The organism is Streptomyces sp. NPDC005485, from assembly GCF_040606085.1.
Taxonomy (GTDB): Bacteria; Actinomycetota; Actinomycetes; order Streptomycetales; family Streptomycetaceae; genus Streptomyces.
In genome coordinates this window covers 38,263-55,109 of sequence record NZ_JBEXDZ010000009.1, presented here as the reverse complement: position 1 = coordinate 55,109, position 16,847 = coordinate 38,263, and the positions used below count along the sequence as shown (strand labels likewise).

Genomic DNA, 16,847 nt, shown 5'->3' with positions numbered 1-16,847 from the left:
GCACGTCACCATACGCGGTGGGGTTCCCGGGACCGGCTGTCAGCCTGTCCGGAGGGTGAGCGGGCGGGGACGGGTCACACCGTGTGCTCGTCCGCCACGGACAGGGCCTCGTCCAGGGCCGCGAGCCCTTCCTTGGCCTCGGCCTCGGAGACGTTGCACGGCGGCACGACGTGCGTACGGTTCATGTTGATGAAGGGCCACAGTCCGTGGGCCTTCGCCGCCGCCCCGAACGCGGCCATCGGCGCGTTGTCGGCCCCCGCCGCGTTGTACGGCACCAGCGGCTCCCGGGTCTCCCGGTTCTTCACCAGCTCCAGCGCCCAGAAGACACCGGTGCCGCGGACCTCGCCCACGCTGGGGTGCCGCTCGGCCAGGGCGCGCAGCCCGGGGCCGAGCACGCTCTCGCCGATGCGCGCGGCCTGTCCGACGATGTCCTCGTCCTCCATCACGTTGATGGTGGCGACGGCGGCCGCGCAGGCGAGCGGGTGCCCGGAGTAGGTGAGCCCGCCCGGGTAGGGCCGCTTGGCGAACGTCTCCGCGATGGCGCCGGAGATGGCGACACCGCCGAGCGGCACGTATCCGGAGTTCACGCCCTTCGCGAAGGTCATCAGGTCCGGTACGACGTCGAAGTGGTCGGCGGCGAACCACTTGCCGGTCCGCCCGAACCCGGCCATGACCTCGTCGAGGATCAGCACGATGCCGTAGCGGTCGCAGATCTCGCGGACGCCGGTGAGGTAGCCCGGCGGCGGGGTCATGATCCCGGCCGTGCCCGGGATGGTCTCCAGGATGATCGCGGCGATGGTGGCCGCGCCCTCGAAGACGATGGTGTCCTCGAGGTGCTGCAGCGCCCGCTCGGACTCCTGCTGCTCCGTCTCGGAGTGGAAGGGGCTGCGGTAGAGGAAGGGCGCCCAGAAGTGAACGACCCCGGCCGCGCCGCTGTCGTTCGGCCAGCGCCGCGGGTCACCGGTGAGGTTGATCGCGGTGGAGGTGGCGCCGTGGTACGAGCGGTAGGCGGAGAGCACCTTCGGGCGGCCGGTGTGCAGCCGGGCCATCCGGGTGGCGTTCTCCACGGCCTCCGCGCCGCCGTTGGTGAAGAAGATCTTGTCCAGGTCGCCGGGGGTCCGCTCGGCGATCAGCCGGGCCGCCTCCGAGCGGGCCTCGACGGCGAAGGCGGGCGCGAAGGTGGTCAGGGTTGCGGCCTGCTCCTGGATCGCGGCGACGACCTTCGGGTGCTGGTACCCGATGTTGGTGAAGACGAGCCCACTGGTGAAGTCCAGATACCGCTTGCCTTCGTAGTCCCAGAAGTACGACCCCTCCGCGCCGGCGACGGCGAGCGGGTCGATGAGTTCCTGCGCGGACCAGGAGTGGAACACATGCGCACGGTCCGCGGCCTTCACGGCGGCGCCGGCCTGGGGGTTGGGCTGAGGGGTCATGCGCCCGAGCGTAAATGTCCGCGATACGGACGCGATATCGGCGTCCTGTCTGCGGTCGGGGGGTTTCCGCGACAGGTTGTCGCGTGGTGGTGCGGGACAGCCGGAGCCCTCCGGACGCAATTGACAACATGCTGTCGAAATGACAACATCTTGTCATCGAATGCAGGTCTGCCCGAGGAGGAGCGATGAGCACAGCGACCGCGAACCGCAAGCCCGTGCATCTCGCCGTGTACGACACCTTCGCCGACTGGGAGACGGGGCACACGACCGCCTACCTGGCCCGCGCGGGCTACGAGATCCGGACCGTCGGCCCCACCCGCGCGCCGGTGACGAGCATCGGCGGCCTGCGCGTCGAGCCCGACCTCGCGCTGGACGACGTGGAGCCGCAGGACGGCGCGCTGCTGATCCTGCCCGGCGCCGACCTCTGGGACGCGGGCGACGACCTCGCCCCCTTCGCCCGCAAGGCCCGCGCGTTCCTTGACGCGGGCACGCCCGTCGCCGCGATCTGCGGAGCGACCGCCGGGCTCGCCCGGGAGGGTCTGCTCGACGACCGCGACCACACCAGCGCGGTGTCGTTCTATCTCGCCGCCACCGCGTACAAGGGTGCCGAGCGCTACGTCGACGCCGACGCCGTCACCGACGGGAACCTGGTCACCGCGGGCCCGACCGAACCCGTCGCCTTCGCCCGCGAGGTCTTCCGCCTGCTCGGCGTGTACGACGGAGAGGTGCTGGACGCCTGGTACCGGCTCCACCACGACTCGGACGCCGAGGCCTTCGCCGTGCTCCAGCAGGCGGCTCGGTGAGCCGCGAGCGTCAGGACCTGCTCAGCCGCACCGCACTCGGCGCCTTCCGGCTCAACGGCCAACTGCTCGCCGTGTCCGAGGAGTTGGCCCGCCCGGCCGGGCTCACCGCGGCCTGGTGGCAGGTGCTCGGCGCGGTGCTGCCCGAGCCGCTGCCCGTCTCCGGGATCGCCCGCGTCATGGGCATGACCCGGCAGGGCGTGCAGCGGGTCGCCGACCTGCTGGTGCGGGAGGGGCTGGCCGAGTACCTGCCCAACCCCGCCCATCGCCGAGCCAAGCTCCTCACGCCGACCGAGGAGGGCCGCGCCGCGATCGCGAGGATCGGCCCCGGACACGCGGCCCTCGCCGACCGCCTGGCGGAGGCGCTCGGCGAGCCCGCGTTCGCGGAGACGGTACGGGTGCTGGAGCGGCTGTCGGCGGTGCTCGACGAGGTCACGGAGGGACCGAAGCCTGTTACGGAACCGTAGACACCGCCCCACCCACCTCCCCGGGGAGCCGCACTATCCTCGATCTGTTGCACACGTACGGGGGAGGGTGGCGCAGCGATGGAGAAGCTTGGGCCGGGGGATCCGCAGCGAATCGGCGCGTATCGGCTGCTGGCGCGGCTGGGCGCGGGCGGCATGGGCCACGTGTACCTGGCGCGCTCCGACCGCGGACGTACCGTCGCGGTCAAGCTGGTGCGCGAGGAACTCGCCGAACAGGAGGAGTTCCGGGCCCGCTTCCGGCAGGAGGTGCAGGCCGCGCGGCGGGTCGGCGGCTACTGGACCGCGCCCGTCCTCGACGCCGACACCGAGGCCCACATCCCGTGGGTGGCCACCGGCTACGTCGCCGGGCCCTCCCTCCAGGCCGTCGTGGGCCACGACCACGGCGCCCTGCCCGAGCGCTCGGTGCGCATCCTCGCCGCCGGTCTCGCGCACGCACTCCAGGACATCCACTCCGCCGGGCTCATCCATCGCGACCTCAAGCCCTCCAACGTGCTGGTCACGATCGACGGCCCGCGCGTCATCGACTTCGGCATCGCACGCGCCCTGGAGACGGTGACCGACGGCGGCCTCACCCGCACCGGTGCGCTCGTCGGCTCGCCGGGGTTCATGGCGCCCGAGCAGGTCCGCGGCGACCGCATCACGCCCGCGTGCGACATCTTCTGCCTGGGCTCGGTCCTCTCCTACGCCGCCACGGGCGCCCTTCCCTTCGGGGCGGCCAACAGCGGGGTGCACGCGCTGATGTTCCGCATCGCGCAGGAGGAGCCCGACCTGACGAACCTGCCGGAGGGCCTCACCGACCTCGTACGGGAGTGCCTGCGCAAGGATCCCGCCGAGCGGCCCACGCTTGAGGACATCCTGGAGCGGACGGGCGCGGAGGACACCGTCTCGGACGGGCGGACCCGCGATCCGTGGCTGCCGAGCGCGCTGGTGGCCCAACTGGGGCGGCACGCCGTGCAGTTGCTGGACACGGAGGATCCGGACGAGCCCGCCCCGCCGGAGCGGCTCGCGCTTCCCGCCGCCCCGCCGCCCACGGACCTGTCCAAGCCCCCGTCCACCGACGCTCCCGCCGCTTCGGTACAGGACGCCCCCGAGGCCTCCCCGGAGCACGCCGCGGCCTCCGCCGACGACGGCCCGCCCGCGCTTCCGCCGGGGCCGCCGGCGTCGCTGGACCACCTGCCGACGATGATCTCGGGCACGAGCCAGCCCCCGCCGCCGGCCACCCCGCCCGCGGCGGGCCCCGGCCCCGTGCACCCCGCCTACGGCTATCCCCAGCAGCACCCGCAGTCGCCGCCGGTCCACCCCGCGTACGGCTACCCGCAGGCCGGCTGGGGCGCCGCCCCGACCCCGGGGTACGGTCCCGCCCTCGGCTCGACCCCGCCGTACGGGCCCGGCACAACACCCCCCTACGGTCCGGGAGTCGCTCCCGCCGGGCAGCCGGAGCCGCCGCGCCGGAACGGTCGTTCCACGGCGGTGCTGATCGTCGTGGCGCTGATCGTCGCGCTCGGCGCGGGCGGTTCGGTGTACGCGCTGATGCGGGACGACGGGAAGGGCGACGAGGCAAACCCCGGCCCGACCACCACGGCCCCGACGACACCGGGCCCGACCACGCCTGAGCCCTCGCCCACGAGTCCGACGACGCCGCCCACCACTACTCAGCCGCCGCAGGACGGGAAGATCCCGACGGGCTACCTCGGCACCTGGCAGGGGACCATCGACAACGACACCGGGCACAGCACCCGCAAGCTGGTCATCCAGCAGGGCGAGGTCGGCGACACGGTCGTCTCGGTCACGGCCGACGGCCCCACGAAGGACGGCGGCAGCTACCACTGCGTCTTCCAGGCCGAGTTGGCCGAGGCCCCGACCGGCGACGGCCCCCTGGAGATCGGCCCCTCCACCGTCACCGTCGGCGAGGCCCCCACCTGCAGCCCGGGCCAGGCCTCCGAGGTCACCCTCCTCCCGGACGGCCGCCTGCACCGCGTGACGAAGAACTCCATCGAGTCACTCACGTACACGAAGTCCGGCTGACCGGTACTCCCGAGCGAGGTTTTTCAGCCCGTCCGGCGTTTGAGGACAAGCCCGTTCAGGGCGGCCGGGGGTCTGGGGGCGGAGCCCCCAGGGACGGGACCCCGGGGCCACAGGACCCGGGGTCACCGCGGCTCGGGCGGCCGCTGCCGAGGCATGTTCGGCCGAGCCCCCGGCGGCAGCGGAAACCGCCCGGGCGGGAGGGAACCCTCCCCCCGGGGAGCGACCACCGACGACTGCAACCCCAGCGGCGCAGCCCCCGTTCGGAACTCCACCATCCAGTCCGCCGTCTCCGCCCGCACCAGCTCCGTCACGTCCTCGGAGAACCGCCGCAGCACCCCGAGACACCGCTCCGCCGCCTCACCCGCGGTCCCCTCGGCGGGCCCCAGCACCTCCCGCACACTCTCGCTCGCCCAGTCGAACTGGAGCACCTGGAGCCGCCGCTGCACGGCCTGCGCGGTGGCCACGTCCCTTATCCACCCGGAGGTGACCCCGAAGAACCGGTCACCGGCCACGCACGCGACCGCGAGCAGCAGCGCCAGATATCCCCAGGCCGCGACCCCGCCGACCACGCCGGTGAGGTCGATCAGCGGCAGCGCGGCTCCGGCGACCGCCCCGAGCGCCGCCCCGCCGCGCAGCACCCGCGCACCCCGCCGCTTCCAGACGCGGTCGGCGAGGTACCACTCGGCGGTGCCGAGAGCCCCCCGCTCCACCCACCGGTACAGCTCGTGAAGCCGCTCGGCGGGCTCCCCCCAGTCGCCGAGCGGAAACGGCCGGCCGGTCAGGTCACCCGGAGCCCCCGGAATGCCGGGCAGCCCCGGCACTCCCGGCCGCGGACCCGCCCCACCGCCGTCCCGTCCGTCACCGTCCTGGAGCGGCCCCTCGGGCTGCATCTCCGGCTGGTTCACCCGGCACTCCCTACTGACGACATTGCGTGACGGCCCGTGAAGCCTGCGTGACGCCTGGTGCTGAAGCGCCGCCCCCTTCCTACCGCCCAATGGGTGGCGATGGACCGGTTTTCGCCACTTTTACGCCTGGACGAGGGTCTTGATCAGGTATAGGCCTGACCAGGTCCTCACTCGAAAGAGTGCTTGGGCGATGGGCCCGTCAACCACGTAGGCTCGGGCTGACGGGAAAAGTCCGTCCACACAGCCGTACGAAACCAGGAGCTGATCGTGATTCCCGGTGGTGGCCAGCCCAATATGCAGCAGCTGCTCCAGCAGGCCCAGAAGATGCAGCAGGACCTCGCGAACGCGCAGGAGGAACTGGCGCGCACCGAGGTCGAAGGACAGGCGGGCGGCGGCCTGGTCAAGGCCACGGTGACGGGCTCGGGCGAGCTGCGCGGCCTGGTCATCGACCCGAAGGCCGTGGACCCGGAGGACACCGAGACCCTCGCGGATCTGGTCGTCGCGGCGGTCCAGGCGGCGAACGAGAACGCCCAGGCGCTCCAGCAGCAGAAGCTCGGCCCGCTCGCCCAGGGCCTCGGCGGCGGCAGCGGCATCCCGGGCCTGCCTTTCTAAGACGGGCGGCGGCCAACTACCGTACGTACTGACCGGATGTACCGAAGGACTCCAGGAACAGGAAAGGGTGGCAGTCCGTGTACGAAGGCGTGGTCCAGGACCTCATCGACGAACTGGGGCGGTTGCCCGGCGTCGGTCCCAAGAGCGCGCAGCGGATCGCCTTCCACATCCTGCAGGCCGAGCCGACGGACGTCCGCCGGCTCGCGCAGTGCCTCATGGAGGTCAAGGCGAAGGTCCGCTTCTGCGCGACCTGCGGGAACGTGGCGCAGGAAGAGCTGTGCAACATCTGCCGCGACCCGCGCCGCGACCTCTCCGTCATCTGCGTGGTCGAGGAACCCAAGGACGTCGTCGCCGTCGAGCGGACCCGCGAGTTCCGCGGCAAGTACCACGTGCTCGGCGGCGCGATCAGCCCCATCGAGGGCGTGGGCCCGGATGATCTCCGTATAAGGGAACTCCTGGCCCGCCTGGCGGACGGCACGGTCACCGAGCTGATCCTGGCCACGGACCCGAACCTGGAGGGCGAGGCCACGGCCACGTACCTCGCCCGCATGATCAAGCCCATGGGCCTCAAGGTCACCCGCCTGGCCAGCGGCCTCCCGGTGGGTGGCGACCTGGAATACGCGGACGAGGTCACACTCGGCCGCGCCTTCGAGGGGAGACGACTCCTAGATGTCTGACGCCACGCTGCACGAGACCGGTCAGGACCCGGACGACTTCGCGGTCCAGATCGCGGACCAGGTCGCGAGCTTCCTCGTCGCGGTCGCCGAGATCGCCAAGGGCGACGAGCCGGACTCGGCCGTGCCCTTCCTGCTCCTTGAGGTCTCCCAGCTCCTGCTGGCCGGCGGCCGTCTCGGCGCGCACGAGGACATCGTCCCGGACGAGCGGTACGAGCCCGACCTGGGCCCGGAGCCGGACGTCGACGAGCTCCGCGAGCGCCTGGCGGTCATGCTCGAACCGATCGACGTCTACTCCGAGGTCTTCGACCCGTACGAGCCCCGCAAGGCGCCGGTCCCGGCCCGGATCTCGGACGACCTTGCGGACGTGATCGCCGACCTGCGCCACGGCATGGCCCACTACCGCGCGGGCCGCACCACCGAGGCCATGTGGTGGTGGCAGTTCTCGTACTTCTCCAACTGGGGCTCCACCGCCTCGGCAACCCTCCGCGCCCTTCAGTCCCTGGTCGCCCACGTCCGCCTGAACCAGCCCCTGGAGGAGCTGGACGGCCTCGACACCGACCAGGACCTCGGCGAGGAGGCCCTCGAAGAGGCAGCGGGCAAGGTCATGGCGGAGGAGATCGCGGGCCCGCTGGGGTTGCGGACGGTCAAGTAGCCCGACCGGCCGGAGCAGTTCAGCCGTAGCCGGGCATTGGGGTGCGGGCGGCGAGCAGCCGGGCCCTCGGGTCCGCTGCCCGACTCTCCGCACTCGCCTGACGTCCGGTTCGCCCGCGGGTCATGATGTGCCCATGAGTTCCCTGTTCGAGCGACGGCCCGGTGTGGCGGCATCCGGCGAGTCCGCCGTCGCCGCCGGCGGGAACATTGCCCAGGCGATCACCGGGCAGGGTGCGGTCGGCCTGCACATCGACGCCGACACGCTGACGATGCTGTCACCGGAGGCGTACCCGTCGCCCGAATCCGTCGACTGCCCGAAGGACTTGGCCAACATCCCTGAGCGGGCGGCGCTGTTCGTCGGCCGCGGCCGGGAACTCGCGCTGCTGGACGCCGCGTTGAACGCCCCGGGTCAGGCCGTCGTGCATGCGGTGCACGGACTGGGTGGCATCGGCAAGTCCACGCTCGCCGCCCGCTGGGCGTCCGGCTTCGCCAGGGACCACGCGCCGGTGTGGTGGATCACCGCCGACAGCCGCGACGCGGTCGACGCCGGCCTCGCCGGTCTCACGGCCGCCCTGCGGCCCGCCCTGGTCACGCTGCTGCCCCAGGAGCAGTTGGCCGAGTGGGCCCTGCAGTGGCTCTCCTCGCATACCGGCTGGCTGCTCGTCCTCGACAACGTCGCCGACCCGGCGGACATCAAACCCCTTCTGGCCAGGGCGGCTTCGGGCCGGTTCCTGATCACCAGCCGCCGTGCGGGAGGCTGGCAGGGCATCGCCGAGTCCGTCTCCCTCGACGTCCTGTCCGTCGAGGACGCGGTGGACCTGTTCACCCGGAAGCGGGGCGGGGCCGACACCGGCCGTGACGGGGTCGCCGAAGTCTGCGAGGAGCTCGGCTGTCTTCCGCTGGCCGTCGCGCAGGCGGCCGCGTACTGCGAGCAGACCAGCAGCACGGCCCGCGAGTACCTCGCCGAACTGACCGCCCACCCCGCCCACATGTACGCCGCCACGGACGAGGGCGGTGACAACGAGCGCACCATCGCCCGCATCTGGCACCTGACCCTGGACCGGCTCGCCGACGACCCGCTGGCCGGCACAATCCTCCTGGTCCTCGCCTGGTACGCCTCCGACGGCGCCCCCCGCTCGCTCCTCAACGCCCTTGGCCCCTCCTACGCCGTACGCACGGCCCTCGGGCGGCTCAAGGCACACAGCATGATCACGCTGCACGAGGACACGGTGTCCGTGCACCGGTTGGTGCAGGCTGTGTCGCGCACTGCGGACGACGGTCGGCACCGAAGCGCCGAAACGATCGCGCGGGCCCGCGCGACGGCGATGGACGCACTGGCGGGGGCGCTGCCCGCGGACAGCCGGGATCCGGCCGCCTGGCCGGTCATGCGTGCCCTGCTGCCGCATGTCGAGGCGCTGGCCGAGTCCGCGCCGCCCGAGACGGACACGGCGGCGATGGCGCGGCTGCTCACGAGGGCGGGCAACCACATGCTCTCCGTCGCGACCCGCCTCGCTCCCCGTGCGCTCGACCTGCTGCGCCGGGCCGAGGCCGACTGCGTACGGCTGCACGGCACCGAGGCGGTGGAAACCCTGGAGGCACGGACCGAGCTCGCTCACGCCCACCGGATGAACGGCGACGTCGCGCAGGCCACCGCGATGGCCGAGGAGACACTCGCCACCTGTCGCAGGGTCCTGGGCGACGACCACGAGGTGACGCTCTCGGCCCTCATGAACGCGTCCAAGACGGCCGCGCTCACGGGGGATGTGGAGCGGGCGCTCCGACTGACCGAGGAGGTCCTCGCCGAGTGCTCACGCGTGCTGGGCGAGGACGATCCCCGGACCTTCGCGGCACGCAACTCGCTGGTGTTGCAGATCGTCGAGACCGGTGACCTGGCGCGGTCGCGCGCCATGATGCAGGAACTGCTCGCCGACTGTGAGCGCGCGCTGGGTGCTGAGCACCCCGAAACGCTTTCCGCGCAGGCCATGGCCATCATGCTGGCTCAGGCACCCGACTTCCTGGGCGCCCCAGTCGGTGACCTGGTGAGGGGACTTCTCGGCGGGCTGGGGAGCCGCGAGGACTTCGGCACGGTGATGCGTGACTTCGTCGAGCAGACCGTGGCCGCCACGCCGCCGCAGCTGCCCCGGGCCTCCGCGGAGGATGTGGCACAGGCGGAGGCGTACGTCGCCACCTGTGTCCGCGTACTCGGTGAGGATCACGGCGACACCGCCGCCGCGCGCGTAGCGCTGATGCAGGTCTACGCGGCCACGCGCGACGAGCGCTACAGCGAGCGGTTGCAGAGCCTCATCGTGGACATGTTCTCGGACCTCGGCGATGAACATCCGCTGTCCATCATGTTGTTCGGCCTGTTGGAGGGCATGGGAGACGCCGTCCGAGACCTGTCCGAGGAGGCACGCCTCCGACTCGAAGCGGCATACGAGCAGGGCACCGAAGCCACCGACGGCCCCGCCAAGCCTTAGTACGGCTCACAGCCCCCACAGCCCTTTGCCCAGGGTGCTGGCCCCACCCCCCAACGCCAGCAACAGCACAAGCTGCCGGGCCCGCCGCTCCGGCACGCGCTCCGCGAGCACCTTTCCGATCCCGGCCCCCACTGCCATGGCTGCCACGGCCAGCCCCCACACCGGCGCACCGAGCCGGGGGAGGCCGTTGGAGGCCACGGAGAACGCGTTGACGAGTACGCCGTAGAACTGCGCGTTCGGCACGAACTCCCGTACCGTCCAGCCCGCGTTGAGGGCGTACAGCGAGACGGGCGGACCGCCCACCCCAGCCGCCGAGTTCATGAACCCGCCGGCGGCCCCAGCGACGACCGCACCCCGTCCGCCCCGCAGCGCGGGCGCCCGCACGCCCCGCATCACCACGACCACGGCCACGCACACCAGCAGCCCCATGCCCACCAGCAGCACCGACTCGGGCAGCCGCCGCGCCACCCAGCTCCCCAGCGGCACGGTGCACGCGGCGGCGGCGCACAGCGGCACCATCGCGCCGAGCCGCACCCGTCGCCAGCCGCCCGCGAGCCCGACACAACTGATCGCCCCCGCCACACAGTTGGCGAGTACGACCCCTTCGGCCGGACCGAGTACGAGCACCAGCGCGGGCACGGCCACCAGCGCGAACCCCATCCCGGTCAGCCACTGCACACAGGACCCGAGCAGCACGATCCCCGTCAGCAACGCCTCGCCCGCCCACCCACCGGTCACGCCCGGCATCCTTCCCGCCCGGACGGCCGTGATCAATCCCCCGCGACTGCCCTGAGCAACTCCGCGTCCACGTACGGCGTTTCGGGCGTAGGCTCGGAGTACCACCGCAGCGGCCAGGTGTTCCCGTCCAGCGCGGGGATCCCGATGTACGTGACGGTCCGGCACCCCGCCCCACCGAACCGCTGCACCCCGAGCGGCCACTCGTGCCTGCGCACCTCGCCGGGTGCGAGCAGGAAGTACATCCACCGGAGCCCGGTCGCCTCACAGACGACGGGCCCCGCGTCCCCGTCGGCGATCTCGATGAGCCGGGCGGCGACCAGCTCCCCTCGTACACCCTCGATCCGTACGGCGTCGAAGTGGACACCGGTCACCCGGAGTTGATGCCCCGAGGCGGGGACCCAGTCGGGCTGCCAGTCGGCATCGTGAATTGCGTTGGTCATGGTCACACGGTGGCGGTCAGGGGGCTACGCTCGGTAGCGACTGAGGTGATACACGCCGGGGTGTATCAGTCGGAGGTGGCCGCTGTGTCCGTCCAGTACAACTCCAACTCCCAGCCGCATCCCGTCGCGTGGCGCTACGGCGGCAACCAGATGAAGCGCTGGCGCACGAAGGCGAACGTCAGCCGCGAGGAACTGGCCGCCGCCTCCAACTACTCCCCGGACACCATCAAGTCCATGGAGCAGGGCGTACGGATGCCGACGCCGCGGGTTCTCGACGTGGCGGACGAGCTGTGCCGGGCGGAGGGGTTGCTGAGCGCGGCGAAGGAGTACTTGCAGAGGGAGAAGTTTCCGGCGCGGGCGCAGGACTTCTTGGAGCGGGAGAAGGAGGCGATCAGCCGCTGGGCGTACGACGCCCTGTACATCCCAGGGCTGTTGCAGACGAAGGGCTACGCGCGGATGCTGATCGAGAGCCGCTATCCGCCGTTGGACGAGGAGACGGTGGAGGAACGGATCTCCGGTCGCATGGAACGTCAGGCGATCCTCGCGGAGCGGAAGCCGCCGGTGGCCTTGAACTTCGTCATTTACGAGGCCGCGCTGCGCAGTCCCCTGGTGGACGCGGAGCAGTTGCGCCACCTGCTGGAGGTGTCCTGCCTGCGGAATGTTGTGATCCAGGTGCTCCCCTTCGAGCGGGCCATTTCCGCAGCGCTGTTGGGGCCCATGGTGCTGTTGGAGACCCACGATCACGAGCGGTTCGCTTACACGGAAGGCCAGTTGGGGAGCAGGCTGTCGGTTGATCCGGATCTCGTCAGTCCTGTGACCGAGCGGCTTAGCATGATCCGCGCAGAGGCTCTCGGTCGCGCGGAGTCGGACCGTTTCATCGAACGGATGGTGGACCAGCTATGAGTGAACAGTTGAAGTGGTTCAAGTCGACCTACAGCGATGACGAGGGCGCTGACTGCGTCGAAGTCGCGTTCGCCGCCGCCATCCATGTCCGAGACTCCAAGAACCCCGCGGGCCCCGAACTCCACCTCTCCGCCCCCGCCTGGGCCGCGTTCATTTCCGCAGTTCAGCCCGGAGCTTGAGCCCCGGGCTCCGAGCTCCTCCATTGGGTTTTTGGGTTTCTGGGCTGGTTGAAATCCAACCCAACCAACCAAGTCCGTACGTGAGTTGAGCCGTCGTAACCCGAAAGGGTGACGTTCCGTGATCGGCTTGCGTCGGAACGTAAATCCGCCTTAGGTTCGCGGCAAACAAGCAAATAATTCGGCCCCGGTCGGTGCGCCAACACCGGCTCCGGGGCCTAACCGACGAATCGAAAGCAGTCGATCGTGGCTTACGCCCAGCCTAGCCCTGCACTGCCGCGTCCCACCCACCCCATGGCCAATCCGGGGTACGGAAAACGCTCTGCGGGTGACGAAGACCCGCACGCGGACGCAGACTTCGCACACCTGAGCCCCCAAGACGCCGAGATCGCGGTCTTCGTCGACCATCTCGAAGAGGGCCACGCGATGGGCCACAAGGCGATCGCGGCGGAACACCCCCGCTACGGCCAGCAGGCGTCACGCTCGTCGCTGGGCCGCATCACGCTCGCCGGCCACCTCCGCTGGATCAAGGAACACATCACCGTCGAGGACAACTCGATGCGTTGGGTGACGCGGACGTACTGGTCGCGTACGCCCAGGTCACTGGAGTGGTGGGCGAATTTCACCCGCGAGCTGGACGGCAAGGACGTCACCGAGGACTACCAACCGGGCCTGGCCCGAGTTGAGGAAGCACCCCCGCAAGCCGAACAGCCCGAACAGCCCGAACAGCCCGGACAGCCCGGACAGCCCGAACAGGCCGAGCAGGCCGAGCAGGTCGAGCCGCACGAAGCGGCTCCCGAGCAGGCCGACGAGCCCAGCGAGGCCTACCGCACCCTCGCCGAACTCCGCGCCACCGACCCTCGTATGCCCCTGTCCGCATCCGACTGCCGTGCCCTCGAACCCAGAGCAGCGGAGTGGCTCTCTCGTGGTGCGACCCCGCACGACATCACCAAGGCCCTGACCGACGGGCTACCGCCCGCCGTCAGCAACCCGGGCGGACTCGCCCGCAATCGATTGGAGTCGAAGATGCCCCCGAAGAAGGCGAAGGTACGGCAGAAGGCCGCCCGTCGTGCCCAGGTGTCCCGCGTGATCATGGCGTGTGGTCTGTGCGACGCGGACGAGCGGACGACGGAGATCGTCAGCGGGCTGTGCCGGGAGTGCCTCGCCGAGATCGAGGCGGAAGGGCCGGTGCGCGTTTACGGGGCCGTCCCGGAGACGTTCCTCCCCGGCCCCCGAGTCAACGGTCTGCCCGGCGCCGACGAGGTCATCGACGTCACCGACCGCGTCAACGCCCTGCGCCGCGCGGCAGGGCTGCGGTGAGCGTGCAGGACGTGCCGGTCAGGGCACCATGGAGTCAAGGAGGCGACGCCATGACCCCCAGGACCGAGCACCAGCCGCAGATGTCCGTCGAGGACTTCGAGGAGTTGGAGCGCCATGCCCCGGAGACCGTGTGGCTGGAGTTCATCAACGGAAAGGTAGCGGTCAAGCCCATGGCGGACGGCAACCATCGCGAGATGATCGCGTGGCTGCAACGGGTGTGTATGCAGCATCGCCCCGATCTGTGGCTCCACTCGGAGAGCGGCCTGAAGACGGAGCAGTACCGCAAGGGACGCGCCCGTGCGGATGGCGTTCTCGTACCTGTAGGAGGCCTCAAGGGGTATGGCGAATGGTCGGAAGCCGAGGGTGCTCTGATGGCCGTGGAGGTCACCTCGTACGACTCCGACACCAACCAGCGCGACCGGGTGGACAAGCCGGACGGCTATGCAGCTGCCGGTATCCCGGTCTATCTCCTCATCGACCGTGACGACGGCTCGGTCGTCGTATTCAACCAGCCGGAGGGTGGTCGCTACCGGCACGAGGAAAAGCTGCCGTTCGGTGCTGCCGTGAAGCTGCCCGAGCCGGTGAACATCACCCTCGACACCGAGCCACTCAAGGAGTTCGTGGACTGAGAACGCCTGCGCCTCGGCGGCCCGAACGCGATGATGTTCCCATGACGGTGCGGTCAAAGGCGTTGATGTGGACGGGAATCGGGCTCTGTGCGGCAGGGGCCGTGGGGCTTGTCGTGGGTGGGGTGCTCGACGTTCAGGCGGCGGATCCGTGGGCGAGTGTGGCGGGGAGCGTTGCGGGGCTGATCGGGCTTGCGCTCACGATCTATGCGCTCATGGGGCAGACCGCGGCCGGGGCGGTTACCGCGAGCGGTGAGCGATCCATCGCCGCGGGCGGCAGCATCGGCTCCGCCGCGACGGGCAACGGTACGACCGCCGCGGCCCCGCCCTCGATGCCCCCCTCGACCCCGCCGCCCGGAGGCACGGTCACCGCCTCCGGCGACCGTTCCGTCGCGGCGGGCGGTGACATCGGGAGCGTGTCGACGGGGGACGCGTGAGCGCGGAGGCGGCGGGGGAGCGGTCCGTCGCCGCCGGCGGTGACATCGGGAGCGTCTCCACCGGTGACTTCGTCACCCAGATCGCACAGGCAACGGTGCTGCCCGCCGAGTCGTTCGGTACCGGACCGTGCGCAACGAAGGTGCTCCATCTCCCGGACCGGACGGCACAGTTCGTCGGGCGCGAACGCGAACTGCGGTTGCTGGGCGAGGCGTTCGGTGAGGCCGGAGGAGTCGTCGTGCACGCCGTGCACGGGCTGGGCGGCATCGGCAAGTCGACGCTGGCCGCGCGCTGGGCAGCGGACCGTACGGCGGACTTCAACCCGATCTGGTGGATCACCGCCGAATCGCCGGCCGAGCTGGACGCGGGCCTCGCCGCCCTCGGCCGCGCCCTGCGGCCCGCCCTGGTCGGCGTCCTCACGGAGGAGGCTTTCCGGGAGTGCGCGATCCAGTGGCTGTCGTCCAACGACGGCTGGCTGCTCGTACTGGACAACGTCTCCGACCCGTCCCACATCAAACCGCTGCTCGCGCGGGCGCCGGACGGGCGGTTTCTGATCACCACCCGGCGGGGGGCGGCGAGTTGGCGGGGGACCGCCACGCCGCTGGACCTTGATGTTCTCCAACCGGCCGAAGCGGTCGAGCTGTTCGGCCGCATTTACGACGGCCCTGTCGACGGCGTCGAGGAGCTGTGCGCCGAACTGGGCTGCCTGCCCCTGGCCGTCGACCAGGCGGCGGCGTACTGCCGCGAGGCGGGGGTGACTCCGCGGACGTACCTCGAACTTCTGGCCCGGCACCCGTACGACATGTACGCCCTGACGGCGGAGGGCGGCGACGCGCAGCGGACGGTGGCCCGGGTGTGGCAGGTGACGCTGGACCGGCTCGCGGACACGCCGCTGGCGGGGGGCATCCTGCGCATCGTCGCCTGGTGGGGCCCGGACGGCATTCCCCGGACCTACCTGGAGAGGCTCACGGACAACTCTCTTGACCTGACGGAAGCGATCCGCCGCCTCGCCGCGTACAGCATGATCACCCTGCACGGAAGCGCGACGATCTCGGTGCACCGGTTGGTCCAGGCGGTGGTGCGAACCCTCATTCCGCGGCTGACCGACACGATGCGCGAGGTCTCCGCCCTGGTGCTGCACGCCTCCCTGCCCGGCGGCCTCTGGGGCGAGGCCACGCTGGAGTGGGCGACCCACGTCGAGACGCTGGCGAGCCATACGGCCCTCGACTCCGAAACCGAGGAACTGACCCGGCTCTTCCTCGAAGCCGCCCTCCGACTCGCGAGGACCTACCCCGAGCGTGGCACGGCCCTGTGCGAGCGGGCAGCCGCGTTTGTCGGGCGCAATCCGGGGACGGACGTGGAGCTGGTCCTCGACGCGCTCCAGACGGCGGCCATGATCCATATGGCCCAGGGCGACGCGATACGGGCCCGCCGTGTCCTCGAAGAACAGATCGCCCTGGCGGACCGCGAGTTCGGCGAGGATCATCTGTACGCCTTCCAGGCGCGGGGCGCGCTCATCTCCGTACTGATGGGGCGGGACCGGGCTGCTGGGGAGTCACTTGCCTCGGAGACGCTGGAACGTGCCATGCGGGTCCTGGGGCCCGAGAACATGCTGACCCTCCACTTCCGCGTACAACTGAACGACCTGGCCACCGAGATGGTCGACCTCCCGGCCATGGAGGCCAGGCTCGCGGAGGCGGAGCGGGCAACGGGGGTCGGCAGTCCCTTCTCCGCTGGATTCCGGTATCGGTATCTCGACGCGCTGACGGAGGCAGGGGAGTACGAACGGGCCGTCGTGCAGGCCGAGAAGCTGGTGGACTGGTACGGGGCCGAAATGGGGACCATGGACCGGGTGACCGTGCAACTGAGGTCTCAGCATGTGCTGTTGCTGGTGCGCGTCGGCGAACCGGAACGTGCCGCCGAGCTTCTGCCCGACCTCATCTCCGAATGCATCGGGGCGATGGGTGATACTCCCGAAGGGCGGGTCCTGATCGGGGATCTGACTGCTCTGCTCGCTGCGATCAGCGTGTAATCACCCCGCCACTCTCCGCACTTTGGCCGCCCCTTGTACCGCCCCTGTACGTCCGTTGCACCACCCCTAACCAGCGCAAAGCGAGTCTGGAGTCACTCCTCCGGAAGGCACCGGA

At 70.9% G+C, this 16,847-nt stretch carries 17 protein-coding genes; 13 read left to right on the top strand and 4 right to left on the bottom strand.

The window, feature by feature from the left end:
• Positions 1 to 74 precede the first annotated feature (74 nt).
• The gene (locus ABZS97_RS05605) at positions 75 to 1,430 is read right to left on the bottom strand and encodes an aspartate aminotransferase family protein (RefSeq protein ID WP_356133882.1); all 1,356 of its coding nucleotides are present in this window, start codon (positions 1,428 to 1,430) and stop codon (positions 75 to 77) included.
• A 185-nt stretch (positions 1,431 to 1,615) separates the two neighbouring features.
• Here ABZS97_RS05605 and ABZS97_RS05600 point away from each other — a divergent pair, with 185 nt between their 5' ends.
• The 3 genes from ABZS97_RS05600 (at position 1,616) to ABZS97_RS05590 (ending at position 4,740) form a co-directional block, all read left to right on the top strand.
• Positions 1,616 to 2,233: a type 1 glutamine amidotransferase family protein gene (locus ABZS97_RS05600; RefSeq protein ID WP_356133880.1), complete on the top strand. Its 618-nt coding sequence runs from the start codon at positions 1,616 to 1,618 to the stop codon at positions 2,231 to 2,233.
• Positions 2,230 to 2,697, top strand: coding sequence for a MarR family transcriptional regulator (locus ABZS97_RS05595; protein ID WP_356133878.1), 468 nt, complete (start codon positions 2,230 to 2,232; stop codon positions 2,695 to 2,697). Before ABZS97_RS05600 ends, ABZS97_RS05595 begins: the two co-directional genes overlap by 4 nt.
• A gap of 78 nt (positions 2,698 to 2,775) precedes the next feature.
• Complete coding sequence (locus tag ABZS97_RS05590) at positions 2,776 to 4,740, top strand: protein kinase (protein WP_356133876.1); 1,965 nt, start codon at positions 2,776 to 2,778, stop codon at positions 4,738 to 4,740.
• 122 nt (positions 4,741 to 4,862) lie between these two features.
• Here ABZS97_RS05590 and ABZS97_RS05585 read toward each other — a convergent pair whose 3' ends face one another.
• Positions 4,863 to 5,645 carry an SLATT domain-containing protein gene (locus ABZS97_RS05585; protein ID WP_356133874.1) on the bottom strand — a complete coding sequence of 261 codons (783 nt, stop codon included), beginning with the start codon at positions 5,643 to 5,645 and terminating at the stop codon, positions 4,863 to 4,865.
• Between the two features lie 267 nt (positions 5,646 to 5,912).
• Between ABZS97_RS05585 and ABZS97_RS05580 the strand changes: the two genes are divergently transcribed.
• The 4 genes from ABZS97_RS05580 to fxsT all read left to right on the top strand — a co-directional run bounded on the left by ABZS97_RS05580 (position 5,913) and on the right by fxsT (position 10,062).
• Positions 5,913 to 6,257, top strand: coding sequence for a YbaB/EbfC family nucleoid-associated protein (locus ABZS97_RS05580; RefSeq protein ID WP_356133872.1), 345 nt, complete (start codon positions 5,913 to 5,915; stop codon positions 6,255 to 6,257).
• Positions 6,258 to 6,334: 77 nt separating this feature from the next.
• Positions 6,335 to 6,934: a recombination mediator RecR gene (recR, locus tag ABZS97_RS05575; RefSeq protein WP_356133870.1), complete on the top strand. Its 600-nt coding sequence runs from the start codon at positions 6,335 to 6,337 to the stop codon at positions 6,932 to 6,934.
• Positions 6,927 to 7,586, top strand: coding sequence for a DUF5063 domain-containing protein (locus ABZS97_RS05570; RefSeq protein ID WP_356133868.1), 660 nt, complete (start codon positions 6,927 to 6,929; stop codon positions 7,584 to 7,586). The genes recR and ABZS97_RS05570 overlap by 8 nt, the downstream gene beginning before the upstream one ends.
• Positions 7,587 to 7,719: 133 nt before the next feature.
• The gene (gene fxsT, locus ABZS97_RS05565) at positions 7,720 to 10,062 is read left to right on the top strand and encodes an FxSxx-COOH system tetratricopeptide repeat protein (RefSeq protein WP_356133866.1); all 2,343 of its coding nucleotides are present in this window, start codon (positions 7,720 to 7,722) and stop codon (positions 10,060 to 10,062) included.
• Between the two features lie 6 nt (positions 10,063 to 10,068).
• Here the strand turns inward: fxsT and ABZS97_RS05560 are convergent, their stop codons facing one another.
• Positions 10,069 to 10,800, bottom strand: coding sequence for a sulfite exporter TauE/SafE family protein (locus ABZS97_RS05560; protein WP_356133864.1), 732 nt, complete (start codon positions 10,798 to 10,800; stop codon positions 10,069 to 10,071).
• Between the two features lie 32 nt (positions 10,801 to 10,832).
• Complete coding sequence (locus ABZS97_RS05555) at positions 10,833 to 11,246, bottom strand: hypothetical protein (RefSeq protein WP_356133863.1); 414 nt, start codon at positions 11,244 to 11,246, stop codon at positions 10,833 to 10,835.
• Positions 11,247 to 11,324: 78 nt separating this feature from the next.
• On the opposite strand from ABZS97_RS05555, the gene ABZS97_RS05550 reads away from it, so the two are divergent.
• The 6 genes from ABZS97_RS05550 to ABZS97_RS05525 all read left to right on the top strand — a co-directional run bounded on the left by ABZS97_RS05550 (position 11,325) and on the right by ABZS97_RS05525 (position 16,732).
• Positions 11,325 to 12,143: a helix-turn-helix transcriptional regulator gene (locus tag ABZS97_RS05550; RefSeq protein ID WP_356133975.1), complete on the top strand. Its 819-nt coding sequence runs from the start codon at positions 11,325 to 11,327 to the stop codon at positions 12,141 to 12,143.
• Positions 12,140 to 12,322 carry a DUF397 domain-containing protein gene (locus ABZS97_RS05545; protein ID WP_356133862.1) on the top strand — a complete coding sequence of 61 codons (183 nt, stop codon included), beginning with the start codon at positions 12,140 to 12,142 and terminating at the stop codon, positions 12,320 to 12,322. The genes ABZS97_RS05550 and ABZS97_RS05545 overlap by 4 nt, the downstream gene beginning before the upstream one ends.
• Positions 12,323 to 12,613: 291 nt before the next feature.
• Positions 12,614 to 13,639 (top strand): hypothetical protein, encoded by a 1,026-nt coding sequence (locus tag ABZS97_RS05540; protein WP_356133860.1) that lies wholly within the window; start codon positions 12,614 to 12,616, stop codon positions 13,637 to 13,639.
• 50 nt (positions 13,640 to 13,689) lie between these two features.
• Positions 13,690 to 14,268 carry a Uma2 family endonuclease gene (locus tag ABZS97_RS05535; protein ID WP_356133857.1) on the top strand — a complete coding sequence of 193 codons (579 nt, stop codon included), beginning with the start codon at positions 13,690 to 13,692 and terminating at the stop codon, positions 14,266 to 14,268.
• Positions 14,269 to 14,309: 41 nt separating this feature from the next.
• Positions 14,310 to 14,702: a hypothetical protein gene (locus tag ABZS97_RS05530; protein ID WP_356133853.1), complete on the top strand. Its 393-nt coding sequence runs from the start codon at positions 14,310 to 14,312 to the stop codon at positions 14,700 to 14,702.
• A complete protein-coding gene (locus ABZS97_RS05525; protein WP_356133850.1) occupies positions 14,699 to 16,732 on the top strand; it encodes an NB-ARC domain-containing protein in 2,034 nt (677 codons plus the stop codon). Before ABZS97_RS05530 ends, ABZS97_RS05525 begins: the two co-directional genes overlap by 4 nt.
• Positions 16,733 to 16,847 lie beyond the last annotated feature (115 nt).